The organism is Knoellia sp. Soil729 (genome assembly GCF_001427985.1).
Classification (GTDB): domain Bacteria; phylum Actinomycetota; class Actinomycetes; order Actinomycetales; family Dermatophilaceae; genus Knoellia.
In genome coordinates, this window is record NZ_LMSA01000004.1 from 1 (window position 1) to 23,866 (window position 23,866).

General features: G+C 70.3%; 25 protein-coding genes and 1 pseudogene. 9 read left to right on the forward strand and 17 right to left on the reverse strand.

Translation table 11 applies throughout. The annotated features are described in order from the left end of the window. The 3 genes and pseudogenes from ASG74_RS17760 to ctaC all read right to left on the reverse strand — a co-directional run. On the reverse strand, positions 1-490 hold a 490-nt coding region (locus ASG74_RS17760), incomplete at both ends, for a cbb3-type cytochrome c oxidase subunit I (protein WP_235499022.1). Between the two features lies 1 nt (position 491). Then, positions 492-1,133 (reverse strand): annotated as a pseudogene (locus tag ASG74_RS17765) (cytochrome c oxidase subunit I); the annotation flags it as partial. Between the two features lie 34 nt (positions 1,134-1,167). Beyond that, on the reverse strand, positions 1,168-2,094 hold the full coding sequence (ctaC, locus tag ASG74_RS13945; RefSeq protein ID WP_082569775.1) for an aa3-type cytochrome oxidase subunit II: 927 nt from the start codon (positions 2,092-2,094) through the stop codon (positions 1,168-1,170). A 60-nt stretch (positions 2,095-2,154) separates the two neighbouring features. Here ctaC and ASG74_RS13950 point away from each other — a divergent pair, with 60 nt between their 5' ends. Further along, positions 2,155-3,285, forward strand: coding sequence for a cysteine desulfurase family protein (locus ASG74_RS13950; RefSeq protein ID WP_056144844.1), 1,131 nt, complete (start codon positions 2,155-2,157; stop codon positions 3,283-3,285). After that, positions 3,282-3,512 carry a sulfurtransferase TusA family protein gene (locus ASG74_RS13955; RefSeq protein WP_056144847.1) on the forward strand — a complete coding sequence of 77 codons (231 nt, stop codon included), beginning with the start codon at positions 3,282-3,284 and terminating at the stop codon, positions 3,510-3,512. Before ASG74_RS13950 ends, ASG74_RS13955 begins: the two co-directional genes overlap by 4 nt. Before the next feature lie 4 nt (positions 3,513-3,516). Here ASG74_RS13955 and aat read toward each other — a convergent pair whose 3' ends face one another. Then, complete coding sequence (gene aat, locus ASG74_RS13960) at positions 3,517-4,212, reverse strand: leucyl/phenylalanyl-tRNA--protein transferase (RefSeq protein WP_056144850.1); 696 nt, start codon at positions 4,210-4,212, stop codon at positions 3,517-3,519. A gap of 10 nt (positions 4,213-4,222) precedes the next feature. Beyond that, positions 4,223-5,203: a carbohydrate kinase family protein gene (locus tag ASG74_RS13965; RefSeq protein ID WP_056145311.1), complete on the reverse strand. Its 981-nt coding sequence runs from the start codon at positions 5,201-5,203 to the stop codon at positions 4,223-4,225. Between the two features lie 94 nt (positions 5,204-5,297). Between ASG74_RS13965 and ASG74_RS13970 the strand changes: the two genes are divergently transcribed. Both ASG74_RS13970 and ASG74_RS13975 read left to right on the forward strand, forming a co-directional pair. Further along, on the forward strand, positions 5,298-5,645 hold the full coding sequence (locus tag ASG74_RS13970) for a PadR family transcriptional regulator (RefSeq protein ID WP_156465413.1): 348 nt from the start codon (positions 5,298-5,300) through the stop codon (positions 5,643-5,645). Beyond that, positions 5,642-6,205 carry a hypothetical protein gene (locus ASG74_RS13975; RefSeq protein WP_056144858.1) on the forward strand — a complete coding sequence of 188 codons (564 nt, stop codon included), beginning with the start codon at positions 5,642-5,644 and terminating at the stop codon, positions 6,203-6,205. The genes ASG74_RS13970 and ASG74_RS13975 overlap by 4 nt, the downstream gene beginning before the upstream one ends. 65 nt (positions 6,206-6,270) lie before the next feature. On the opposite strand, the gene ASG74_RS13980 is transcribed toward ASG74_RS13975, so the two are convergent. From ASG74_RS13980 to ASG74_RS13990, 3 genes are all read right to left on the reverse strand, one after another. Then, positions 6,271-8,124, reverse strand: coding sequence for a bifunctional metallophosphatase/5'-nucleotidase (locus tag ASG74_RS13980; RefSeq protein WP_200942624.1), 1,854 nt, complete (start codon positions 8,122-8,124; stop codon positions 6,271-6,273). Positions 8,125-8,256: 132 nt separating this feature from the next. Then, the gene (locus ASG74_RS13985) at positions 8,257-8,637 is read right to left on the reverse strand and encodes a HesB/IscA family protein (RefSeq protein ID WP_056145316.1); all 381 of its coding nucleotides are present in this window, start codon (positions 8,635-8,637) and stop codon (positions 8,257-8,259) included. 118 nt (positions 8,638-8,755) lie between these two features. Further along, a complete protein-coding gene (locus tag ASG74_RS13990) occupies positions 8,756-9,919 on the reverse strand; it encodes a glycerate kinase family protein (RefSeq protein ID WP_056144861.1) in 1,164 nt (387 codons plus the stop codon). A 139-nt stretch (positions 9,920-10,058) separates the two neighbouring features. Here ASG74_RS13990 and nadA point away from each other — a divergent pair, with 139 nt between their 5' ends. Then, on the forward strand, positions 10,059-11,252 hold the full coding sequence (nadA, locus tag ASG74_RS13995; protein ID WP_082569776.1) for a quinolinate synthase NadA: 1,194 nt from the start codon (positions 10,059-10,061) through the stop codon (positions 11,250-11,252). Between the two features lie 20 nt (positions 11,253-11,272). Here nadA and ASG74_RS14000 read toward each other — a convergent pair whose 3' ends face one another. The 4 genes from ASG74_RS14000 to ASG74_RS14015 form a co-directional block, all read right to left on the reverse strand. After that, complete coding sequence (locus ASG74_RS14000; RefSeq protein ID WP_056144864.1) at positions 11,273-12,232, reverse strand: hypothetical protein; 960 nt, start codon at positions 12,230-12,232, stop codon at positions 11,273-11,275. Next, complete coding sequence (locus tag ASG74_RS14005) at positions 12,229-12,786, reverse strand: RNA polymerase sigma factor (RefSeq protein ID WP_200942625.1); 558 nt, start codon at positions 12,784-12,786, stop codon at positions 12,229-12,231. The genes ASG74_RS14000 and ASG74_RS14005 overlap by 4 nt, the downstream gene beginning before the upstream one ends. Before the next feature lie 124 nt (positions 12,787-12,910). Further along, complete coding sequence (locus ASG74_RS14010) at positions 12,911-13,981, reverse strand: glutathione S-transferase family protein (RefSeq protein ID WP_056144866.1); 1,071 nt, start codon at positions 13,979-13,981, stop codon at positions 12,911-12,913. Positions 13,982-13,983: 2 nt separating this feature from the next. Further along, positions 13,984-15,357, reverse strand: coding sequence for a dipeptidase (locus ASG74_RS14015; RefSeq protein WP_056144870.1), 1,374 nt, complete (start codon positions 15,355-15,357; stop codon positions 13,984-13,986). Between the two features lie 76 nt (positions 15,358-15,433). On the opposite strand from ASG74_RS14015, the gene ASG74_RS14020 reads away from it, so the two are divergent. Next, complete coding sequence (locus ASG74_RS14020) at positions 15,434-16,015, forward strand: DUF3043 domain-containing protein (protein ID WP_056144873.1); 582 nt, start codon at positions 15,434-15,436, stop codon at positions 16,013-16,015. Between the two features lie 12 nt (positions 16,016-16,027). Here the strand turns inward: ASG74_RS14020 and ASG74_RS14025 are convergent, their stop codons facing one another. Genes ASG74_RS14025 through gcvT form a run of 3 tightly spaced genes read right to left on the reverse strand, consistent with a single transcriptional unit; the run spans position 16,028 to position 17,860 of the window. Beyond that, complete coding sequence (locus tag ASG74_RS14025) at positions 16,028-16,243, reverse strand: hypothetical protein (protein ID WP_056144876.1); 216 nt, start codon at positions 16,241-16,243, stop codon at positions 16,028-16,030. Continuing rightward, positions 16,240-16,728 (reverse strand): OsmC family protein, encoded by a 489-nt coding sequence (locus ASG74_RS14030; protein ID WP_056144879.1) that lies wholly within the window; start codon positions 16,726-16,728, stop codon positions 16,240-16,242. The genes ASG74_RS14025 and ASG74_RS14030 overlap by 4 nt, the downstream gene beginning before the upstream one ends. Positions 16,729-16,747: 19 nt before the next feature. Then, the gene (gene gcvT, locus ASG74_RS14035; RefSeq protein WP_056144881.1) at positions 16,748-17,860 is read right to left on the reverse strand and encodes a glycine cleavage system aminomethyltransferase GcvT; all 1,113 of its coding nucleotides are present in this window, start codon (positions 17,858-17,860) and stop codon (positions 16,748-16,750) included. 100 nt (positions 17,861-17,960) lie between these two features. Between gcvT and ASG74_RS14040 the strand changes: the two genes are divergently transcribed. Then, positions 17,961-19,490, forward strand: coding sequence for a leucyl aminopeptidase (locus tag ASG74_RS14040; protein ID WP_056144884.1), 1,530 nt, complete (start codon positions 17,961-17,963; stop codon positions 19,488-19,490). Between the two features lie 173 nt (positions 19,491-19,663). Here ASG74_RS14040 and ASG74_RS14045 read toward each other — a convergent pair whose 3' ends face one another. Both ASG74_RS14045 and ASG74_RS14050 read right to left on the reverse strand, forming a co-directional pair. Further along, the gene (locus tag ASG74_RS14045) at positions 19,664-19,855 is read right to left on the reverse strand and encodes a DUF5302 domain-containing protein (protein WP_056144886.1); all 192 of its coding nucleotides are present in this window, start codon (positions 19,853-19,855) and stop codon (positions 19,664-19,666) included. Positions 19,856-19,933: 78 nt separating this feature from the next. Then, positions 19,934-20,263, reverse strand: coding sequence for a hypothetical protein (locus ASG74_RS14050; protein WP_056144889.1), 330 nt, complete (start codon positions 20,261-20,263; stop codon positions 19,934-19,936). Between the two features lie 201 nt (positions 20,264-20,464). Here ASG74_RS14050 and lpdA point away from each other — a divergent pair, with 201 nt between their 5' ends. Both lpdA and sucB read left to right on the forward strand, forming a co-directional pair. Then, positions 20,465-21,844 carry a dihydrolipoyl dehydrogenase gene (gene lpdA / locus ASG74_RS14055; RefSeq protein ID WP_056144891.1) on the forward strand — a complete coding sequence of 460 codons (1,380 nt, stop codon included), beginning with the start codon at positions 20,465-20,467 and terminating at the stop codon, positions 21,842-21,844. A gap of 39 nt (positions 21,845-21,883) precedes the next feature. Then, positions 21,884-23,866 (forward strand): 2-oxoglutarate dehydrogenase, E2 component, dihydrolipoamide succinyltransferase, encoded by a 1,983-nt coding sequence (sucB, locus tag ASG74_RS14060; protein ID WP_056144894.1) that lies wholly within the window; start codon positions 21,884-21,886, stop codon positions 23,864-23,866.

Below are 23,866 nucleotides of genomic sequence, written 5' to 3' on the forward strand. Positions count from 1 at the left end.
TTGCCGCCCCACATCGTGCCGATCCAGTTGAAGAACTTCACCCCGGTCGGCACCGCGATGAGCATCGTCATGATCGCGAAGAACGGCAGCAGCACCTGACCCGTGCCGTACATGTGGTGGGCCCACACCGAGACCGAGAGCGCTGCGATGGCGATGGTGGCGTAGACGAGGGTCTTGTAGCCGAAGAYCGGCTTGCGCGAGAACACCGGGAGGATCTCGGAGATGATCCCGAAGAACGGCAACGCGATGACGTAGACCTCGGGGTGCCCGAAGAACCAGAAGACGTGCTGCCAGAGCATCACGCCACCGCTGTCGGGGTCGAAGATGTGCGCCCCGAACCGGCGGTCGGCACCGAGGGCGAAGAGCGCCGCGGCGAGGGCCGGGAAGATGAGGAGCACGAGGATCGAGGTGATGAGCACGGTCCACGTGAAGATCGGCATCCGGAACATCGTCATGCCGGGGGCACGCATCGTCAGGATCGTGGTGATGANGAGCACGAGGATCGAGGTGATGAGCACGGTCCACGTGAAGATCGGCATCCGGAACATCGTCATGCCGGGGGCACGCATCGTCAGGATCGTGGTGATGAAGTTGACCGACCCSAGGATGGTGCCGAAGCCCGCGAGGGCCAGGCCGAACACCCACAGGTTGCCACCCATGCCGGGGCTGTACGAGGTGTCCGACAACGGCGTGTAGGCGAACCACCCGAACGCGGCCGCGCCACCCGGGGTGAGGAACCCCCCGGCGGCGATGAGGCCACCGAAGAGGTAGAGCCAGTAGGCGAACATGTTGAGCCGCGGGAACGACACGTCCGGCGCGCCGATCTGCAGCGGCATGAGCGCGTTGGCGAACGCCGCGAACAACGGGGTCGCGAACAGCAGCAGCATGATCGTGCCGTGCATCGTGAAGAGCTCGTTGAACTGCTGCGGGTTGTCGACGACCTGCATGCCCGGCTCGAACAGCTCGGCGCGGATGATCAGCGCCATCACGCCGCCCATGAGGAACCAGGCGAAGGAGGTGATGAAGTAGAGGTTGCCGATGACCTTGTGGTCGGTCGTGGTGATCCACTTGACGACAGTGGCACCCGGGGAGACCCGCGGGTTGGCGCGAGCGGCGGTGCGCTCACGCAGCATCGTGGTGCTGGATTCGGTGGCGGCACTCATCTCGTCAGTTCCTCAGTTCCTTGGGCAACAGCTGGTCCTCACCTGGGACGAGGCCCGACCCGTCACGGTTGAGGTCGGTGCCCAGCAGTCCGGTCTGGCCACGCGACTTGAGGTCGGCGACGTGCGCATCGAAGTCCGCGCGCGAGACGACCTTGACGTTGAACAACATTGCTGAGTGGTAGGCACCGCACAGCTCCGCACACTTGCCCTTGAAGGTGCCTTCCTCGGTCGGGACGACCTGGAACTTGTTGACCTTGCCGGGGAGGACGTCGAGCTTCTGCAGGAACTGCGGCACCCAGAAGGAGTGGATGACGTCACGAGCCGTGAGCACGAACTCGACGCGCTCGTTGACCGGCAGGTAGAGGGTGGGGATGGTCTCCTCGGCCCCCGGCTTGCCGGTGAGGATCGCCTGGGTGCCCGCCTCGTGGACGTTGTCCTCGATGTAGTTGAAGTCCCAGGACCACTGCTTGCCGACGACGTTGACCGTCACCGCAGGGTCCTGCTTGGTGTCCAGCAGCGCCGACTGGTCACGGGCGGTGTAGAAGAAGAACACCGCGATCATGAAGATCGGCACGATCGTGTAGAGGATCTCGAGCGGCACGTTGTAGCGCAGCTGCACCGGGAGCTCGTTGTCGTCACGGCGCCGGCGGTAGGCCACGATGCACCACAGGATGAGCCCCCACACGAGGATGCCCACGAGGAGCAGGGCAATCCACGCGCCGACCCAGAGGTCGCGCACGCGGTGGGCGTGGTCGGTGACGCCCCTGGGCAGGAACCCGTCCTTGGCATCACCCAGCTCGCAGCCGCTGAGGGCCGCCATCGCCATCACGGCCACGGCAGCCCAGATGGCCATGCTGCGGCCGCGTGAGCGAGGGGTGAAATGGTCGTGCTGAGGCACCGTGGCACCTTCCTGCGTCGTCTGCTGGAACACGGACAAACACTAGTGCATGAGGCGGAACTTCTCTGGGACGGGTCGCGTTACGGTGCAGGCGTGCTGGACGCCACCCGCAGCCCCCTGCATCCCTCCGCGCGAGAGACCCTGCTCGCGGCCCTCGAGGCGGGCTGGGCCGACCCCCGGCGCCTCCACCGTGAGGGTCGCCGGGCGCGCCACCTCCTCGACCGGGCACGCGAGAGCCTGGCCGCGTCGCTGGGCGCCCGACCCGACGAGATGTCCTTCCACCCCAGTGGCGCGCACGCCCTGAGGACCGGCCTCGCGGGCCTGCGACACGCCCGCCGGCGCGTGGGCACGCGGGTGCTCACGTCGGCCGTGGACCAGGCCGTCCTCCTGAACGAGGCGCACGACGCCGATGCCGGCTTCCGTCCGCTGTCCGTCGACCGCCTGGGCCGCCTCGCCCCCGAGACCCTTCGGCTCGCCGTGGCGCAGGGTCCCCCGGTGGCGGCGGTCGCGCTCCAGCAGGCCAACGGTGAGGTCGGCACTTCCCAGCCCGTGGAGGACCTCTTCTCCGTATGCCGTGAGGCTCGCCTCCCGCTGCTGGTCGACGGCACCGCCTCGCTGGGCCGGGTGGACCCGCCGGGCACCTACGACGTCCTCGTCGGGGACGCCTCCACCGTGGCCGGACCGCCACTGGGTGTCCTCGTCGTACGCACCGGCACCCGCTTCGACCTCCCGGACCCGCGATGGGAGCCCGAGCACGGCCGCGAGCCGGCCGACCCCTGGGTGCCGGTGGCGCTCGCCGCCGCGGAGGCCTGGCAGCAGGCCGTCCACGTCCGTCCCGACGAGTCGACGTCGGCCAGGGCCCTGGTCGACCGCATCCGCGGCGCCGCGGCCGCCGTCCCGGACGTCGACGTCGTCGGCGACCCGGTCGACCGGCTCCCCCATGTCGTCACCTTCAGCGCGCTCTATGTCGACGGAGAGAGCATCGTCGACGCCCTCGACCGCAGGGGCATCGTCGTGGCGTCGGGCTCGGCCTGCACCTCGAGCCGTCTGGAGCCGAGCCACGTCCTGGCAGCGATGGGGTCCCTCACGCACGGCAACGTCCGGGTCACCCTCCCCCTGGAGTCGGTCTCGCCGCGACGCGCCGAGGACGTCGAGGCCCTGTGCCGCGAGCTCCCGGGCGTGGTTGCCGAGCTGCGTTCCCGGCTCGGGGTGGGTGACCTGTGAGCACCGAGCCCGAGCCCGACCTGGACGCCCGCGGCCTCAAATGCCCCCTGCCCGTCATCAGGCTCGCGCGCCTGGCGCGCGAGCTGCCTTCCGGCACAACGCTGCTCGCTCTCGCGGACGACCCTGCAGCCGAGGCCGACATCCCCGCCTGGGCCCGCATGCGCGGCCACACCGTGACGCTGGAGCAGCGAGGTGGGCACACGGCATACGTGGTCGTCCTGGGGTGAGGTCTCAGCCGAAGCGGACGTGGGGCGCCTCCAGCGCCTCACCGAGCGCGGAGAGGTAGCGCTCGCGCGGCCACTGCGCGACGCCGAGCCTTTCGAGGTGCTCGGTGGCCCACTGGACGTCGATGAGACGGCGAGGGTCGCCGTCTGCGTGGAAGAGGTCGACGAGCGCGGCGAGGGCCACCTTGGACGCGTCGCGCTCGGAGTGGAACATCGACTCACCCGCGAAGAGGCCACCGACGGCCACGCCGTAGAGCCCACCGACGAGGGATCCGTCGCGCCACGCCTCGACGCTGTGGGCCCAGCCGAGGCGGTGCAGCTCGCCGTAGGCCGCACGGATCTCGTCGGTGATCCAGCGTCCATGGCGGTCCGGGTCCGCGCAGCGCTCCATGACCTGCGCAAAGGCCGTGTCGACGTGAATCTCGAAGTGCGCCCGGGACTTGGTGAGGGAGCGGCGCTCCCGGAAGGCACCGGGGGCGAGGACGCCACGTGGCTCCGGCGACCACCAGCCCAGTGGCCGGGCGCCGTCCTCGCCCAGGCCCATGGGGAACAGGCCGGCCCGGTAGGCCGCGAGGAGAGTGCCGGGCGCGAGGTCGGCCCCGGCCGCGACGAGGTCCTCGTCGTCGGTCGGGCGCAGCTGGCCCAGGGCCCAGTCGCTCGGCGGCGGCTCCACCGGCGGGTAGGGGACGCGTGCGTCGCTCACGGGCGTGCGGTCAGCGCGTGGCGCAGGTGATGTGCGGCTCGACGTCGGCGGCGCAGTCGTCCCCGTAGGACTGGGCGAGCCGCTCGAGGAAGGACGTCTTGTCGAGGATGTACTCCTGCGTCCCGACGGTCTCGAGGACGTAGGTCGCGAGCAGCGACCCGATCTCGGCGCAGCGCCGGTATTCGAGGCCGGCGGACAGGCCCGTGAGGAAGCCCGCCCGGAAGGCGTCGCCCACCCCCGTGGGGTCTGCGCGGTGGGCCTCGCCGGCGATGGGCACCTCGATGGGGTCCTCGCCGCGGGTCATGATGACCGCGCCGTGCCTGCCCTTGGTGATGACGCGGGTCGTCACCTGGTTCGCGATGTCTGAGGCACTCCACCCGGTCTTGCTCTCGGTGAGGTGGGCCTCGTACTCGTTGGTGAAGAGGAAGTCCGCGCCCTCGATGAGCTTGCGGATGAAGGGACCGTCGGCGAAGGCGAGCTGCTGCGAGGGGTCGGCGACGAACGTGAGTCCCCTCGTGCGGCACTCGTCGGTGTGGCGCAGCATCGCCTCGGGGTCGTTGGCTCCGACGAGCACCAGGTCCAGGCCCCGCTCCGCGATCGGACCGATCTCGATGAGGCGGGCCTCGCTCATCGCCCCCGCGTAGAACGTCGCCATCTGGGCCATGTCGTGGTCGGTGGTGCACACGAAGCGGGCCGTGTGCTTGCTCGTGGAGATGAGGACGTTGTCGCAGTTCACCCCGTGGCGGGTGAGCCAGCTGCGGTAGTCGGCGAAGTCCTCCCCGGCCGCGCCCACGAGGAGGGGGTGCTGGCCCAGAGCCGCCATGCCGAAGCAGATGTTGCCCGCCACTCCCCCTCGGCGGATCTCGAGGGTGTCGGCGAGGAAGCTCACCGAGATCTTGTCGAGCTGCTCGACGACGAGGGAGTCGGCGAAGCGGCCCTGGAAGGTCATGAGGTGGTCGGTCGCGATGGACCCGGTGACTGCGATGCGCACCACGGCAACCTACCCCGGAAGCGCACCATGCCCGCCCTCCGCCCGCTGAGGACTGCTACTTGACAATGTCGAGTACTGGGCGAGACAGTGGAGTGTGCCCGCCCACGACCCGCAGATGCTCAAGGGAGTCCTGTCACTCCTCCTCCTCAGCGTGCTCTCGAGCGGGGAGAACTACGGCTACGGGCTCGTCACCCAGCTGCGGACCGCAGGCTTCGAGGGACTCGCCGAGGGCACGGTCTACCCGGGCCTCACCCGGCTCGAGGCCGCTGGGCTCCTGGAGTCGCGCCTCGTGCGCAGCGATGCCGGGCCGGCCCGCAAGTACTACCGGCTCACGACGACAGGGCGCGCCGAGCTATCGGCGCGCCGCACCGCCTGGGAGGACCTCGTCCACTCCGTGCAGACGGCGACCGCCGCCTCACTCACCACAGGGGAGACAGCATGAACCTCATCGACCGCCTCCGGATCGAGACCGCCATCCTCAAGTACGACTTCTGGCTCGAGATGCGCGGCGTGCGCGGGCGGCGGCGGCGTGACCTGCGTCGCGAGCTGCGGGCCAACCTCACCGAGGCCGGTGCCGACGTCGGCACCACTGCGGCCCTGTTCGGCATCGGCTCTCCCAAGGAGCTGGCGTATGCCGCGACCGAGAGCGACCCGTCGCGTCCCCGGTGGTCCCAGGGAGCCCTGTGGGCGTCGGCCACGCTCGCCGTGCTCGTGGTGTGGCTCCTCGTCACGAGCCTGAACATCGTCCGGACGATCGAGGCCGCGGGCGTGACCCAACCCGTGGACGTGAGCCCGTTCCCGTGGTTCGGGACGACGTTCTCGGCTCAGTCCTCCCCCGGCGTCCTCGAGGCGAGCATCTCGCCGTTGTGGCAGCTGCTCGCCGGTCCGCTGCTGGTGTTCCTGCTCGTCGCCCAGCCGTGGCGGCTCCTGCGACGCTCGATTCGCCGCTTCCCTCTCGCTGCGTCGCAGAAACGGCGAATCGAGCGGGAACCGGGGAGGTGAGCGGACGGCATACGCCAAGGGCCCCTCACCGCAGTGGTGAGGGGCCCTTCGGCGGCAGCGGTGGCTCAGAACACCGGCACGCCATTCCTGACGAGCCGCCAGTTCTCGACGTGGAAGCTCGGAGGATCGATGGTCCCCGCCGCCGAGGCATAGGCCACGATCGCCTCACGGATCGCGACCTGTGCGTTGTAGACGACGGGCGCCGTCGCGATGTGCGGGAACCCACCGCCACCGGACTGCCGGTAGTTGTTCACGGCGACGACGAACTTCTGGTCCGCAGCCACCGGCACTCCGTCATACGACAGTCCGGTGATGCGCGAGCCCACCGGCTGCGAGATGTCGACCGAGTAGTCAACGCCTGACATCTGGTCGTAGTTGTAGTCGGGAACACCCTGGAAGTTCGTCCAGGCCGCAGGGTCCACCGGAGCGGTGGGTGACACCTGCGTGAAGTACTTCGCGGAGTACTCGAGGAAGTCCTTGATCTCGGCGCCCGTGAGCACCGACGCCATGAGCGTGTTGTCGTAGATGTAGAGCCCCGCGACGTCCCTGATGGTGACCGGGCCCGCCGGGAAGCTCGCGGCGCGGTTGAAGGGCGCAGCGATCGAGATCACGGGCAGTGACGCCTCGGGCGTGCCAGCGACGGCGGCGGAGACCGTCGCCACCTGCACCTCGTTGACGTAGTCGAGGATGGCGGTGTCCTTCCAGCAGGCCTCGGCTGCCGACATCGCCTCCGTGGAGGTGGCCACGGGGTTGTTCATGTACTTCACGACCGCGGCGTGCTGCTCCCGCACGATGTCGACGAAGGCAGGGTCGTCCACGACGGTGTTGGTGTTCACGGTCACCGCGCGACTCTGCGCGACCTGCCAGGAACCGCGCACGAACTCCAGCTGCAGGTCGAACACGCTCACGCGCTGACCCCAGTTCTTCGGCTCGCTCATGATGACCTGCTTGCCGGTCCTGAGGTTCTTCACGAAGCGCTGCGGAACGTCGATGTGAGCGTGTCCGAAGAGGATGGCGTCGATGCCGGGCACCTGCTCGGCGACGAGCGCAGCCGCGTTCTCGACGGGCAGGTCTCCCCCGTACGAAGACGTGCCGCTGTCACCGGAGTGGGCGCTCACGACCACGACATCAGCGCCCTCACGGCGCATCACGGGCACCCAACGCGCTGCCGCTTCGACGAGGCCCTGCACCTCGACCTTGCCCGAGACGTTGGCCTTGTCCCAGATGACGACACCGGGGTTGGTGAGGCCGAGCACGCCGACCCGGATCGGCGGGCGTCCCTTCACCTTCATGGTCGTCATCGTGTAGGGACGGAACCGCGGCACCTTGGTGCCTGCGTGGACAGCGTTCGCCGCGAGCACCGGCGCATCCATCTGCTCGATCCAGTGGTCCAGGAAGTCGAGGCCGTAGTTGAACTCGTGGTTGCCGAGGGCGACGGCGTCGTAGCCGAGGGCATTCATCTGTGCGGCCATCGGGTGGATGGCTCCCGTGTCGGTCGTCGGCTCGACCGTCGCGTAGTAGAACCCGAGCGGTGTGCCCTGGATCGTGTCGCCGGCATCGAAGAGCAGGGTGTGCTCACGCCCACGGTCCGCGCGGATCTGGTTGACGACGCTCGCGACACGGGCGAGACCGACCGTGTTGCCCGCACTGTCGCTGTAGGTCGCGTCCTTGTAGTAGTCCCAGTTGACGACGTTCGCGTGCAGGTCAGAGGTGCCCATGACGGTGATGGTCACGGACCCGTCGCGCGGGGCCGCGGACGCCTGTCCCGGCCAGCCGACGGCGGCGAGGGCGCTCGCGGCGGTGGCGCCGAGCATGACGCCACGGCGAGAGATGGTGGAGGGGCGCTCGGCCTCGTCGGGCACGGCGCAGGAACACCAGCGCGGGGTGGGCTGGGACAGGTGGTGATGGGTGTCGGTCATGGAACGCAATGCGACCACACCTGGACCGCCGCGACAAGAGCACGTGGCGAGTCACTTCCGCGTCGCCGGCATACGCCGAGGGCCCCTCACCGCGACGGTGAGGGGCCCTTCGACGCGCAGGCCGGTGTCGGCTCAGCCGAAGCTGTCGCCGCAGGCGCAGGAGCTGCCGGCGTTGGGGTTGTCGATGGTGAAGCCCTGCTTCTCGATGGTGTCGGAGAAGTCGATGGTCGCGCCCTCGAGGTAGGGCCCGCTCATGCGGTCGACGACAACCTCGACACCGTCGAAGTCGCGGACCAGGTCACCGTCGAGCGAACGCTCGTCGAAGTACAGCTGGTAGATGAGGCCGGAGCAGCCGCCGGGCTGGACTCCGACGCGCAGCCGAAGGTCGTCACGACCCTCCTGCGCGAGAAGGGACCGAACCTTGCCGGCCGCGAGGTCGGTGAGGAGGACGCCGTGGGCCGGGGCCTCGGCGGTGGTCTCGGTCGCGGGTGCCTGGGTGTCGAGCTCGCTCATGGGTGACTCCTGGAATGCGTCGGGGCTCGGGATGGTCTGGTTGTCGTGCATCAGGTCGCAACCGGTGTGGGACGCGATCTGTTCCCGAACGTCTCCAGCGTACGTCGCGTTCGCCGGATCACCGAGCCGGGGACCAAGTTCTGGCCACTCGGGCCGCTCGGGAGCGCAGGGTCCCCACCGGGTCGAGCATGGCCGCGTCCACCTGCTCGGCCGTCTCCGCGACGGCGTAGGTGCCACTGATCCCCAGGCCCATCGTCTCGCGCCGGCCGACCATGACCTGCCCGGCGAGCACGACGCTGGGCAGCCCGGCCTCGAGCGCGGCCACCGCCACCCCCGACGCGACCTTGCCCTGCAGGCTCTGCCAGTCGAACTTGCCCTCACCGGTGACCACGAGGTCGCATCCCCGCACGACGTCGCGGAATCCGACGGCGTCGAGAACGAGCTCGACCCCGCTGACCCGCCGACCGCCCAGCAGGTACAGGGCGTAGCCGAGACCTCCCGCCGCACCCGCGCCCGGCTCCCGGTCGAGACGACGCGGCGCCCCGGTGAGCAGGTCCAAGGGCTCGGGGAGCGTGCGGGCGACGATCTCGGTGAACCGGCCGAGCGCACTCTCGAGCTCTTGGGCGACCTCGGGCGTGGCGCCCTTCTGCGGGCCGAAGACCGCGCTCGCGCCCTTGAAGCCCAGGAGCGGGTTCTCGACGTCGGTGGCGATGACCAGGTCGACCCCCGCGAGCTCCTCGCGCACGGCCAACAGCTCTGACAAGGCGTCGTCGGGCGCGCTGGCGAGGGCCCGGCCGCCACGGGCGAGGTGTTCTGGGGGGCCTGCGCCGAGGGCGGCGAGGAGACCGGCTCCGCCGTCGTTGGTCCCGCTCCCCCCGAGTCCGACGACGATGCGTTTCGGCTTCTCGGCGAGGGCGGCGCGCAGCAGCTCGCCGACGCCCCACGTGCTCGTGAAGGCGGGGTTGCGCTCGTCCGCGCCAAGCAGGTGCAGACCTGCGGCCTGCGCGGACTCGATGTATGCCGTCCGCTCCCCCTGCGCGCCCACGAAGAGGATCGCTGCCGGCACCTCACGGCCCAGCGGGTCGCTGACGGTGAGGGCGACCGTGTCCCCCTCGAGCGCGCGCGTGAGGACGTCGAGGAAGCCCGGCCCCCCGTCGGACAGGGGCAGCAGGGTCAGCGCGTCCAGGGGTGCGGTGTCGTGCCATCCGGCAGCCATCGCCTCTGCGGCCTGGGTGGCCGTGAGGGTGCCGGTGAAGCAGTCCGGGGCGATGACGACGTGCACGCAGGCACGCTAGCGCGCCCGGGCCCGGCCCCGCTGCACCAGTGGCGGGTTGCCCGGCCTCCCCTCCGCAGCGCCGCGGGGTCGCAGCGCGAGGGGGGACACGGCATACGGGCCGGTGTGGCGGCATACGATCGGGCACGTGACGACGACACCCACCGCTCCCCTCCCTCTCCTCGTCCTGGGTCAGGGACGTGAGCTGCGCACGGAGCGCGGAGTCGAGTGCCCCGGTGACCTGCCGTCGCCGTCCGATGCCGGGCTCGTCGCCCGCGCCCGCGCGGCCAAGGAGGCGCTGGGCGACACGGTCTTCGTGCTCGGGCACCACTACCAGCGCAACGAGGTCATCGAGTTCGCCGACGTCACGGGCGACTCCTTCAAGCTGGCCAAGGAGGCCGCCGCTCGTCCCGACGCGCCGTGGATCGTCTTCTGCGGCGTGCACTTCATGGCCGAGTCCGCCGACATCCTCACCAGTGAAGAGCAGACCGTGATCCTGCCCGACCTCGCGGCCGGCTGCTCCATGGCCGACATGGCCGCGATCGCGCAGGTCGAGGACTGCTGGGACCAGCTCGTGGAGGCCGGTGTTGCCGACCGGACCATCCCGGTGACCTACATGAACTCCTCTGCGGCGATCAAGGCCTTCACCGGGCGCCACTCCGGGACGGTCTGCACGTCCTCCAACGCCAGGACCGCGCTCAGCTGGGCGTTCGAGCAGTCCGGTGGCCTCGAGGGCGAGGGCAAGGTGCTCTTCCTGCCCGACCAGCACCTCGGCCGCAACACCTGGGCCCGCGACCTCGGTGGCTCGCTCGAGGACTGCGTCGTCTGGGATCCCGACCGTCCCCTGGGCGGCCTCACCGTCGAGCAGCTTCAGGCGGCGCGCATGATCCTGTGGCGCGGGCACTGCTCGGTCCACGGGCGCTTCTCGACCGAGGCGGTCGCTGCGGCCCGCGCCGAGATCCCGGGGGTCAGGGTCATCGTCCACCCCGAGTGCACCCACGAGGTCGTCCAGCTCGCCGACGAGGTCGGGTCCACCGAGAAGATCATCGCGACCATCGCCGCTGCCCCCGACGGAACGGCGTGGGCCGTGGGCACGGAGCTCAACCTCGTGCAGCGCCTCGCCCAGATGTTTCCCAGGCAGCGCATCGCCTTCCTCGAGAAGAACGTCTGCTACTGCTCGACGATGAACCGGATCGACCTGCCCCACCTCGTGTGGGCGCTCGAGTCGCTCGTCGAGGGACGGGTCGTCAACCCCATCCGCGTGGACGACCAGGTCGCCGCGGACGCGAAGGTCGCCCTCGACCGGATGCTGGCGCTGCCGGGTGAGACCAGCAAGGACTAGGAACGAACCTGCCCTCGGACTCAGTTGAGCCGGATCCAGGTCTGCCGGGTTCCCGCAGGCACACAGCCCCCGTCGAGCCCCGTGGTCGTCATCGTCGCCGCGTTGGACACCACCTCGGCGAACTGCGGCGCGCAGCCGGTGTCTCCGGTGCCAGAGGCCCGGCCTCGGATCGACCTGTCGAGCATCACCGTGAGGACTCCGCGGTGGTCCGGGTCGGTGGCACCGTCGCCGTCGTCGTCGAGGACGTAGGTCAGGGACGACCCGGTGTGACCCCTGCCGATGACGAGCACGCTGCCCGACTCCGGATGGAACCACGTTCCATCCAGCAGGCTTGTCGGCAGGCCCACGACGGTCTCGCCCTCGGGAAAGCGGGGTACGAGTGCCTGTGCTCTCGGCACACCGGGCGAGAGGCGCTCAAGGGTGAACTCGTCACCGCTCTCGTAGTCGGCACACGTGCCGCCCAGGGCCGTCACCGTGACCCCCGCCGGTGTCGTGCGGATGCGGAACTCGGTGCTGCATGCCGCGGTCGCGTTGGTGGCGGTGTAGCGGTCCGCGACCCGCCGGGTGACGGCCATGGCCACGATCTCACCCGTCAGGTAGCCGGTCGCGGTTGGGGTGTTCCCCATCCGGTCGTCATCGGTGAACTGCCACACATAGGGACTGTGTGGCACCTCCCGCCACAGACCGACGAGCTCGGGCGGGAGGAGGCGCGCCTCGACGGGCGCGGCACCGGCCGGACGCGCTGGTGGAGAGTCATCCGTGACCAGCACCGCTCCTGCGGCCAATGCCACAACAGCCACCAGGGCGGCCACCGCCAGCCGCCACCGTCGGCGGCCGCCACGCCGTCCTTGCAACCGCCCCGGACCCGCGAGGGCCGCTCGCAGGTCGTCCTCCATACGGCCGATGTCCTCGTCGGTGACGTCGAGGCCGTCCATGACCTGGTGCATCGCGTCGTGTGCCCGGGCCTCGAGAATGCTCATCGCGATGCCTCCATCTGGTCGTGCAGGGCGGCCAGCGCCCGGCTGGCATGCTTCTTGACCGAACCCACCGACACGTCGAGCAGCTCGGCCGTCGCACGCTCGGTCAGGTCGAGGTAGAACCGGCACACGATGACCTCGCGCTGTCGCTGCGGCAGGCGCGCCACCTGCGCAGCCAGCCGTTGCGAGGCCTCGTGCGTGAGGGCGTCCGCATCCACGCCGGGACGGATGAGGAGCTCGGGGCGCAGCGGCTCGGTGGCGCGGACCCGGCGCCCGCGGAGCCGGTGCACGGAACGACAACGGTTGACGACCGCCCTGCGGAGGTAGGCATGCGTCGCCGTGCGGTCCCGCAGGGTGCGCCAGTTGCGGTAGAGCGACACGAAGGCGTCCTGCACCGCCTCCTCCGCAGCACCCCGGTCGCCGGTGAGGGCGTACCCGAGGCGCACGAGGTCGGCGCAGTGCGCGCGGAAGAGGAGCGGGATCGCCTCGTCACGGCCGCCGTCGAGCGCCGGCGCTCCACGCTCCGGTACTTCGACGCCTCGCAGTCGCCGGCTCACACTGACAGAGTCGCACCGCGAGCCCAAAAGGTTGACCGATGGCGCAAACCTCCGGGAGCTCCGCCGCGGCCGGGAGGTGCACGGCCTCACGTCCTTGCCGGGCCGGGCGGACGCCGACGGCCGCTCAGAGGGTGATGAGCCCGTCCGTGCCGACGTGCGGGTTGTTGCTCGTCGGCACGCGCTCACCCTCGGGCGGCGGGCCGGGAGGCGTGCCGTCGCCGAACGGGCGCCCGCCCAAGGACTCGCGCCCATGGGGTGTGGCCCATCCCGCGAGGTCCGGTCCGAGAGGCACGACCCCTGTGGGGTTGATGTCGCGGTGGACCTCGTAGTAGTGGCTCTTGATCTGCACGAAGTCCGTCGTGTCGCCGAAGCCCGGCGTCTGGAAGAGGTCACGTGCGTAGGCCCACAGCACAGGCATCTCGGTCAGCTTGCTGCGGTTGCACTTGAAGTGACCGTGGTAGACCGCATCGAAGCGGGCCAGGGTCGTGAAGAGCCGCACGTCCGCCTCGGTGATCGTGTCGCCCACGAGGTAGCGCTGTGTGGCCAGTCGCTCCTCGAGCCAGTCCATGGCGGTGAAGAGCCGGTCGTAGGCCGCGTCATAGGACTCCTGGGTTCCGGCGAACCCGCACCGGTAGACACCGTTGTTGACCTCGGTGTAGACGCGCTTGCTGACCTCGTCGATCTCGGCGCGCAACGGCTCGGGATAGAGCTGCGGGGCGCCGTCGCGGTGGAAGTCGGTCCACTGCGTCGAGAAGTCGAGCGTGATCTGCGGGAAGTCGTTGGTGACGACCTGTCCGCTCGGTACGTCGACGACGGCGGGCACGGTGATGCCCTTGGGGTAGTCCGGGAAGCGCGCGAGGTAGGCATCCTTGATGCGCGGGATCTGCAGCACCGGGTCGAGGCCACCGGGGTCGAGGTCGAAGGTCCACGAGTCGGAGTCGTGCGTGGGTCCGCAGATGCCCATCGAGATCGCGTCCTCGAGGCCGAGGAGCCGGCGCACGATGATCGCGCGGTTGGCCCAGGGGCAGGCGCGGGCCACGACCAGGCGGTAGCGGCCGGGCTCCACCGGCCACTGCTCGCCGTCGCGGGTGATGCGGTCCTCGATGTAGGCGGTGTCGCGCTCGAACGAGGCCTCCACGTAGCTGCCCTGTCGGCTCTGGGTGTCCTGCTGCGCACCGTCACTGGATTCGGTCATGGTCACTCCTTCGGCATCGCGCCGAGCCGCGCGAAGAGCACGGCCTCGGCGACACAGACGTTCTCGAACTCGCCCAGGTGCAGGGACTCATTGGCACCGTGGGCGCGGGTGTCGGGGTCCTCGACCCCGGTGATGAGAATCGCGGCGTCGGGGAAGCGCTCGGCGAACGCTGCGACGAAGGGGATCGAGCCGCCCACACCGATGTCGACCGGTTCCTTGCCCCACGCGTCGGCGAAGGCCGCCCGGGTCTGGTCGTAGACCGGCCCGGTGACGTCGGCCGCGAAGCCATGGCCCTCGTCGTCGAGGTGGATCTCGACCTTGGCACCCCACGGTGCGTTGTCGCGCAGGTGCTTCTCGAGGGCGGCAAACGCGTCCGTGGGCTCCTCGTCGGGGGCGATGCGCATCGAGAGCTTCGCCGAGGCCGAGGGAACGAGCGTGTTGGACGACGTCTCGACCGACGGTGCATTGATGCCGATCGTGGTGAGCGACGGCTTGGTCCACATGCGCGAGAGCAGCGGTCCGGACCCGATCGTCGAGACGCCTTCGAGGAGGCCCGACTCCTCCCGCAGCCGCTCCTCGGAGAAGTCGAGGTCGGCGGCCTCGCCGGCCTTGAGCCCGGGAACCGCGACGTTGCCCTCGTCGTCGTGGAGCGTGGCGATGAGGCGGACGAGTGCCGTGATCGCGTCGGGGACAGCGCCACCGAACATGCCCGAGTGGACGCCGTGGTCCAGCGTCGAGACGGTGACGACGACGCGTACGAGCCCGCGAAGGGTGGTCGTGAGGGCGGGCGTGCCGATGTCCCAGTTCATCGAGTCGGCGAGGACGATCGCGTCGGCGCGCAGCTTGTCACCGTGGCGCTCGAGGATGGTCAGGAGTGAGTGGGAGCCGACCTCCTCCTCACCCTCGACGAACACCGTGACGCCCACGGGCAGGTTGCCGGAGTGCGCGCGCAGGGCGGCGAGGTGGGCCATGATCCCGGCCTTGTCGTCGGCGGCACCGCGACCATAGAGCCGGCCGTCGCGCTCGGTGGGCTCGAACGGGGCGCTGTCCCAGTCGGCCTCGTCACCGGGGGGCTGCACGTCGTGGTGCGCATAGAGCATGACCGTCGGAGCGCCCTGGGGTCCGTCGATGTGCCCGATGACCGCAGGGGCACCGCCTTCACGGACGATCTCGACCTCGAGGCCCTCGGCCCGCAGCAGCTCGGCCGTCGCCTCCGCCGACGCGTCGACATGGCTCTGGTCGAACGCGGGGAGCGACACGCTCGGGATCCGCGTGAGCGCCTCGAGGTCGGAGCGCAGCTGGGGCATGAGCTCACGGACGGTGTCGCGCAGCGTCGAGAGCTCGGTCGAGTCGGCCGGGATGCTTGAGTCAGTCACCCTGCCGACCCTACCCAGCCGCACGCGCGGCGGAGCGCGGTGTGGAGGGCCCAGCCCCGCGGCATACACTCGGGCGGTGTTCGGACGCAGCAAGACCACCAACGACGAGCTCCTCGAGCGGGCCACCACGGGTGCCCGCGAGGGCGCCAAGAACCGGCCCACGCCCAAGCGGCGCGACCAGGAGGCGGCCCGCCGCCAGCCCCTCGTCGTGACCGACCGCAAGGCGGCGCGCAACACCGACCGCGCCAAGCGGCGCGAGCAGATGGCCAAGCAGCGCCAGGCCATGCTCAGCGGCGACGAGACGCACCTGCCGGCACGCGACAAGGGCCCGGCCAAGCGCTTCATCCGCGACTACGTCGACGCCCGCTGGGGTGTCGCCGAGTTCATGCTGCCGGTGATGCTCATCGTGCTGGCCCTGTCGTTCGTGCGCCAGCCGTGGGCGATGCTCATCGTGTTCACACTGGTCTACGGGCTCATCATCGTCGCAGCCATCGACACGTTCCTCGCCTGGCGCCGGATCAAGAAGAAGCTCGTGGCCAAGTTCGGCGAGAGCTCGGTGCAGCGCGGCGACGGCTTCTATGCCGCCATGCGCGCCTTCCAGATGCGACGCACCCGCATGCCCCGCCCGGTCGTCAAGCGCGGCGCCTACCCCAGCTGAGGGACGACGTCGCTAGACGGAGGCGTCGAGCGGCATCGGTCCGTAAACCTTCTCGCCGTCCCGCTGCAACGTCACGGCAGCGACACCGGCCTCGGCCAGGTCGCGCCACACCTCGCCGAACCAGTTCTCGGCGTCGGACTGCGTCGGGAACGCCGTCTCGGTCGTCGGCTCGCCGGTGACGGCCGCCCCCTGCGCGTTCTCGTAGGTCCAGGTCCAGGCCTCGGTCATGACTTCTCTTCCCTGTCGGTCGCGGTCGCAGCGATCTCGACGACCGCCTCGACGACGACGTCGGTGTTGAGTGAGTTGGCGATGAAGCAGCTCTCGTGAGCCTCGCCCATGAGCTCGTCGAACCGGCTGACGTCGCTCCCCGGCGCGACCAGCACCCGGGGGCGCAAGGTGATCCGGGTGAGCCGCATGGGCTGGACGTCCTGGGGCATGACGCCCTCGGCGTCGTCGGTGTAGTCGAGCACGTCGAGCCTGGCGCTGGCGGCGACGTGGAGGAAGGACAGCAGCTGGCAGGAGCTGGCCGCGAGCACGAGGAGCTGCTCGGGGTTGGCCCGGCTCGCATCTCCGCGGAAGTGCGGATCGGCACTGAGGGCCAGGCCTTCGGCGGCGGGGGGCACCCCTCCGTCATGGTCACGCGTGTATGCCGTGTAGCCGCCTCCCGTGGACCCCTCCCAGGCGACCGTGGCCCTGTAGGTGTGCTCGCCCATGCGCGTTCCTCCCTGTTCCTCAGCTCTCGCGGACGCCGACCTGGACGAACGGCGGCTTGGTCACCGTCGCGGGGATCTCGCGGCCGCGCACGTCGATGACGACCTCGTCGCCGATCGCGACCGAGCGCTCGAGCTGGGCCAGGGCGATGCCCTCCTTGCGGGTCGGGCTGAACGTCCCGGACGTGACCTCGCCGACGACCTCGCCGTCCTTGAGGACCGAGCAGTGGGCCCGCGGGATGCCGCGGCCGGTGACGACCAGCCCGCGGTTCAGGCGTGAGGTCTTGGCGGCGCGCTGCTCGGCCAGGGCCTCCTTGCCCCAGAAGGTCTCCTTGTCCCAGCCCACCGCCCACGCGGCGCCCGCCATGACGGGGGTGATCGCGGTGCTGAGGTCGTTGCCGTGCAACGGGTAGCCCATCTCGGTGCGGAGGGTGTCGCGCGCTCCGAGACCGGCCGGCATACCGCCCTGTTCGGCGACCGCGGACGCGAGCGCGTCCCACACCGCTCCTGCGGCCTCCCACGTCGGCACGATCTCGTAGCCGCGCTCACCGGTGTAGCCGGTGCGGCAGACGATGACCGGCTGGCCCTCCCAGTCGGCCTCGACGAAGGACATGTAGTCGTGGTCGACCGGCAGGCCGAGGGAGGTGAGCACCTCGTCGCTGCGCGGACCCTGGACGGCGAACACGGCATACGCGTCGTGGAGGTTCTCGACCTCGATGCCCTCGGGAGCGGCGGCCCTCAGCAGCTCGACGACGCTCGCGGTGTTGGCGGCGTTGGGGATGAGGAAGACGTCCTCCTCGCTGCGCACGTAGGCGATGAGGTCGTCGACGACACCCCCGTCGTCCTGGCAGCACAGGGTGTACTGGGCCTGGCCCGGACCGATGCGGCGCAGGTCGTTGGTGAAGCAGGTGTTGACGAAGTCGACCGCGCTGAGGTCGCCGGCGCGGCCACTGACGCGGGCCTTGCCGAGGTGGCTCACGTCGAAGAGCCCGACGCGCTCGCGCACCGAGGTGTGCTCGGCGACGACCCCACCACCGGGGTACTCGATCGGCATCTCCCACCCGCCGAAGTCGGCCATCTTGGCGCCGAGGGCGACGTGCCGGTCATGGACGGGAGAGTGCAGCAGCTCGGTCATGACGGCACGCTACCGCGAGGGCTCGACGACGGGCGCCGCTAGGGTGCTGGCCAAGGGGCGATGACCTCGCCTGCCCGGACCACCCCCAGGAGAACTCGCAGTGCCCAACCTCAACCTGACCACGCGCGACGCCGCCGCGCTCAAGGTCGACGCCATCGTCGTCGGCTCCGTCTCCACCGACTCCGGCGCGAGCCTGGCCGAGGGCCACGGCCTCCCCGCGGCCGCTGCCACGCACCTCGCCGCCGTCCTCGCCGACCTCGAGGCCAAGGGCAAGCCGGGCGAGACCGTGCGCGTCGTCGCGGTCCCCGACGTCTCGGCCACCGCCGTCGTGGTCACCGGCCTCGGCGCCGCCGACGCGATCACCCCCGACACGCTTCGCATCGCCGCAGGCTCGGCCCTGCGCTCGGTCGCCACCAAGGCGACGGTCGCCGTGGCCCTGCCGGCCGGGGACGAGGCGTCGCTCGCGGCGGTCTCCGACGGCGCGTATGCCGGGTGCTACACCTTCGACGCCACCTCCACCAAGGTGTCGACGGGCACCACGAAGAAGGCGAGCGCCACGAAGGCCTCGTCGGGCCCGAAGATCACCATCGTGTCGACCCTCGGCCAGGGCAAGTCGCTCAAGGCAGCGGTCGAGCGCGCCGCGGTCATCGGCTCGGCACGCGACCTCGCCCGGGACCTCGTCAACACCCCGCCCAACCTCCTCACCCCGCAGGCCTTCGTCGACCGCATCAAGGCCGTCGCCGCAGCGTCCTCGGGCAAGGTCACCATCTCCGTGCTCGACGAGAAGGCCCTCGCCAAGGGCGGCTTCGGCGGCATCGTCGGTGTCGGCCAGGGGTCGGCGAACCCGCCGCGCATCGTCACGATGGCCTACTCCCCCGGTGGAGCCCGCGGCTCCCGCACCGGTGGCGTGGCGCTCGTGGGCAAGGGCATCACCTTCGACTCCGGAGGCCTGTGCATCAAGCCTGCCGCCGGAATGCTCACGATGAAGTCCGACATGGCTGGTGCTGCCGCGGTCGCGGCCACGGTCATCGCCGCCGCCGAGCTCGGTGGGCGGGTTCCCGTCACGGGCTACCTCTGCCTCGCTGAGAACATGCCGAGCGGCACGGCCCAGCGTCCCGGCGACGTCGTGACGATGCGCAACGGCACCACGGTCGAGATCATCGACACGGACGCCGAGGGCCGCATGGTCCTGGGCGATGGCATCTGCCTGGCCAGCGAGGCGAAGCCCGACGTCATCGTCGACATCGCCACCCTCACGGGCGCGCAGATGGTCGCCCTCGGCAGCCGGGTCGCCGGCGTCATGGGCAACGACGACGCCTTCCGGAGCCGCGTGGTCGATGCGGGCGGCGCCGAGGGTGAGGCGTCCTGGGCGATGCCCCTGCCGCGCGAGCTGCGCGCCGGCCTCGACTCCTCCGTGGCCGACCTGGCGCACAAGGCCGACCGCTGGGGCGGCATGCTCACGGCCGGGCTGTTCCTGCAGGAGTTCGTCGGCGAGGGCATCCCGTGGGCACACGTGGACATCGCCGGCCCGTCCTTCAACGAGAAGGGCCCCGACGGCGTCATCCCCAAGGGCGGCACCGGCTACGGCGTCGCCACGCTGGTGAACCTCGTCGAGAACCACACGGCCTGACCCAGCCCCACCCGGCTGGACCCCGCCTGACCCCGCTAGACCCCGCTGGACCCCCTGACGCGCCACCCCTTTCCGGCGCATCACGCAAAGGGAGCGTTCGGCCCGGAACTGTTCCGGGCCGAACGCTCCCTTTCGTGGATCAGGCGGAAAACGTGAGGTGGGGCGGGGGTGCGTCAGCCGGACTTGCGGCGGAACATCTGGTCACGCCCGGACGTCTCGGGGCCGTGCCCGTGGTCGACCTTGCCCTGGTCGGCGCGGTCGGAGACGTCGGCCCCGCCGTGCGCGTGCTTCTTGTCCAGGGCCTCACGGAACTTCTTCTTCATGTCCTCGCTGGGCGTGGGACGGGAACTCTTCGACTCGGTCACGGGTCCTCCTGGATCGGCGGTGCGGTCACGCTCACTCTCGCACGTCACGACCACCACGGGCGACAGACTTCGCCGACGTCAGCGGCGGCGCTGGCGGGCGTTCCAGTCGCGCATCCGCTGCGGGTAGCCCGTCTGGTTGACGTCGTAGGTCGGCAGGTGCAGCTGGGTCGCGAGCGTGAAGGCGTCCTCTCGCGTGGGCAGGGCCCGACGGGTCCACTCACCGTCGTGCGCGATGAGGATGACGGTGGTCGACGTGACGCGGGTGGCCGGCTCGACGAAGGCCTCGACACCACGGCGGCTGCGCGCGAACTCCTCGAAGTGCGTGCGCGCCCGGCGGACGTCATCCTTCGAGGGCGCCGACGAGCCCCCTGCGGACGAGCCGCCCTTCCGTCGCCTGAACCACGCCATGGCGTCACGATACGGAAGAGGGCTGGGAGGTGCCCGTGACTTCGCTGGCCGCGCCGACGGCATACCGCAAAGGCTTGTCGACCGGCTCGGACCTCGTGTGACGCGGGCCACGGTGCAGTGACAGGATGTGCGCACTGGCACGACGTGGGCGCGACCCGCTGCGTTGGTGCCGTCGACCCAGAGCCAAGGGAGCAGACACCGATGCCGGCCACCGCCGAGGACACCTACGACGTCGTCATCCTGGGAGGCGGAAGCGGCGGCTATGCCTGCGCCTTCCGCGCGGCCGAGCTCGGGCTGAGCGTCGCGCTCGTCGAGAAGTCCAAGCTCGGGGGCACGTGCCTGCACGTCGGGTGCATCCCGACCAAGGCCCTGCTGCACGCTGCCGAGGTCGCCGACAGCGCCCGTGAGGGAGAGCAGTTCGGCGTGCGCACGACGTTCGAGTCGGTCGACATGGCCGGGGTCAACGCCTACAAGGACGGCGTGATCGGCCGCCTCTACAAGGGCCTGCAGGGCCTGGCCAAGGCGCACAAGGTGGAGCTCGTCGAGGGAACCGGCCGCCTGGTCGACGCCACGACGGTCGAGGTCGACGGGCGCCGGCTCACCGGGCGCACCGTCGTCCTGGCCACCGGCTCCTACCCGCGCTCGCTCCCGGGGCTCGAGATCAGCGGCCGCATCATGACGAGCGAGCAGGCGCTGCAGCTCGACCACGTGCCGGACCGCGTCGTCGTGCTCGGCGGCGGCGTCATCGGCGTCGAGTTCGCGTCGGTGTTCCGCTCGTTCGGCTCCGAGGTGACGGTCGTCGAGGCCCTGCCCCGGCTCGTCGCGGCAGAGGACGAAGCCGTCTCCAAGGTCCTCGAGCGCGCGTTCCGCAAGCGCAAGATCACCGTGCGCGCGGGTGTGAAGTTCACCGGTGCCACCCAGGAGGGTGACGTCGTCACCGTCTCCCTCGAGGACGGCACGTCGATCGAGGCGGACCTGCTCCTCGTGGCCGTCGGCCGCGGTCCCGTGACCGACGGGCTCGGCTTCGCCGAGGCGGGTGTGAAGCTCGACCGCGGGTTCGTCACCACCGACGACCGGCTGCGGACCGGTGTCGATGGCCTGTATGCCGTGGGAGACATCGTTCCCGGCCTCCAGCTCGCCCACCGCGGCTTCCAGCAGGGCATCTTCGTCGCCGAGGAGATCGCCGGGCTGTCACCGGCTCCGATCGTCGAGTCGACCATCCCCCGAGTGACCTACTGCAACCCCGAGATCGCCTCCGTCGGCCTCACCGAGGCGCAGGCACGTGAGGCGCACGGCGAGATCGAGACCTACGAGTACAACCTCGGCGGCAACGGCAAGTCCCAGATCCTGCAGACCGCCGGCTTCGTCAAGCTCGTGCGCGCCAAGGACGGACCCGTCGTCGGCATCCACATGATCGGCGCAAGGATGGGCGAGCAGGTCGGGGAGGCACAGCTCATCGTCGGCTGGGAGGCCCACCCCGACGACGTCGCACCCTTGATCCACGCGCACCCCACCCAGAACGAAGCACTCGGCGAGGCCCATCTGGCGCTCGCTGGCAAACCCCTGCATGCTCACAACTAGAGTTGACGCGACGCCACCGTTGATAGGAGAAACCACACCATGTCCGAACGTGTGACCATGCCCGCCCTCGGCGAGTCCGTGACCGAGGGCACCGTCACCAGGTGGCTCAAGAACGTCGGCGATGAGGTCGCGGTGGACGAGCCGCTGCTCGAGGTCTCGACCGACAAGGTCGACACCGAGATCCCGTCGCCCGTCGCGGGCACGCTCCAGGAGATCCTCGCCGAGGAGGACGAGACGGTCGCCGTGGGCGCCGACCTCGCCGTCATCGGTGACGGACCCGCAGCGGGTGGCGACGACGACGCGCCGGCCGAGCAGTCCGACGACTCCGACACCCCTGCGGCCGGTTCTCCCCCGGCTGACGCAGGGTCCCCGTCCGAGCAGAGCGACTCCGCTCCGGCCGAGCAGTCGCCTGCTGACTCCGCGCCCGCTGACTCGGCGCCTGCAGAGTCCGAGTCGGCTCCGTCCGAGGCTCCAGCGCAGAGCGAGTCCGCTCCGGCAGCGTCCTCGTCCTCCGGTGGCGGTGGTGGGGGCACGACCGTGACCATGCCCGCCCTGGGCGAGTCGGTCACCGAAGGCACCATCACCCGCTGGCTCAAGGCCGAGGGTGACGAGGTCGCCGTCGACGAGCCGCTGCTCGAGGTCTCGACCGACAAGGTCGACACCGAGATCCCCTCCCCTGTTGCCGGCACCCTGAGCAAGATTCTCGTCCAGGAGGACGAGACCGTGCCGGTGGGCGCCGACCTCGCCGTCGTCGGTGGCGACGCCGGTGGCTCTGCACAGCAGGAGGAGGCGCCCCAGCAGGACGCCCCGAAGCAGGAGGACGCCCCGAAGCAGGAGGAGGCGCCACAGCAGGAGGCGGCACCCCAGCAGGAGGCGCCCAAGGCGGAGCCCTCCCCCGAGACCGGCAAGGAAGGCGGGCCCGAGGCCACGCAGGAGGAGCCGAAGAAGGAGGAAGCCAAGGAGGAGTCGGCCACCCAGCAGGTTGCCCCCGATGAGCCCGCTCCCTCCGCCGAGAGTGTCGCCAAGGCGACCGCTCCCGCGTCCAGTGGCGGCTCGAACGAGCCGGCCGACGCATCCGCCTACGTCACTCCCCTCGTGCGCAAGATCGCCAACGAGAACGGCATCGACCTCGGCTCCCTCAAGGGCACCGGTGTCGGCGGGCGGATCCGCAAGCAGGACGTCCTCGCCGCGGCCGAAGCCGCCAAGGCACCTGCGCAGGCTCCTGCTGCCCCGCAGGAGTCCACCCCGGCCCCTGCGGCTTCGTCGGCGTCCTCCTCGAGCAAGCCCGCGAGTGCCGACACGAGCCTTCGTGGGACCACCCAGCCGATGACCCGCCTGCGCAAGGTGATCGCCAAGCGCATGGTCGAGTCCCTGCAGACCTCGGCCCAGCTGACCACGGTTGTCGAGGTCGACGTCACCAAGATCGCTCGCCTGCGTGACCGTGCCAAGGCCGACTTCGCCCGTCGCGAGGGCAGCAAGCTCAGCTTCCTGCCGTTCTTCACCCTGGCGGCGATCGAGGCGCTCAAGGTGCACCCGACCGTCAACGCCAGCATCGACGGCGACAACGTGACCTACCACGGCAGCGAGAACGTCGGCATGGCCGTCGACACCGAGAAGGGCCTGCTCGTCCCGGTCGTCAAGAACGCCGGCGACCTCAACATCGCCGGCCTCTCTCGCGGCATCGCCGAGCTGGCGGAGCGCACGCGCACCAACAAGATCACGCCCGACGACCTCGCTGGAGGCACGTTCACCATCACCAACACGGGTTCGCGCGGCGCCCTGTTCGACACGCCGATCATCAACCAGCCGCAGGTGGCCATCCTCGGCACCGGTGCGGTCGTGAAGCGACCGGTCGTCGTCAAGGACTCCGACGGCGGCGAGACGATCGCGATCCGTTCGATGGTCTACCTCGCACTGTCCTACGACCACCGGATCGTGGACGGCGCCGACGCCGCTCGCTTCCTCGGCACGGTCAAGGAGCGCCTGGAGGAAGGCGCCTTCGAGGCAGACTTGGGTCTCTGA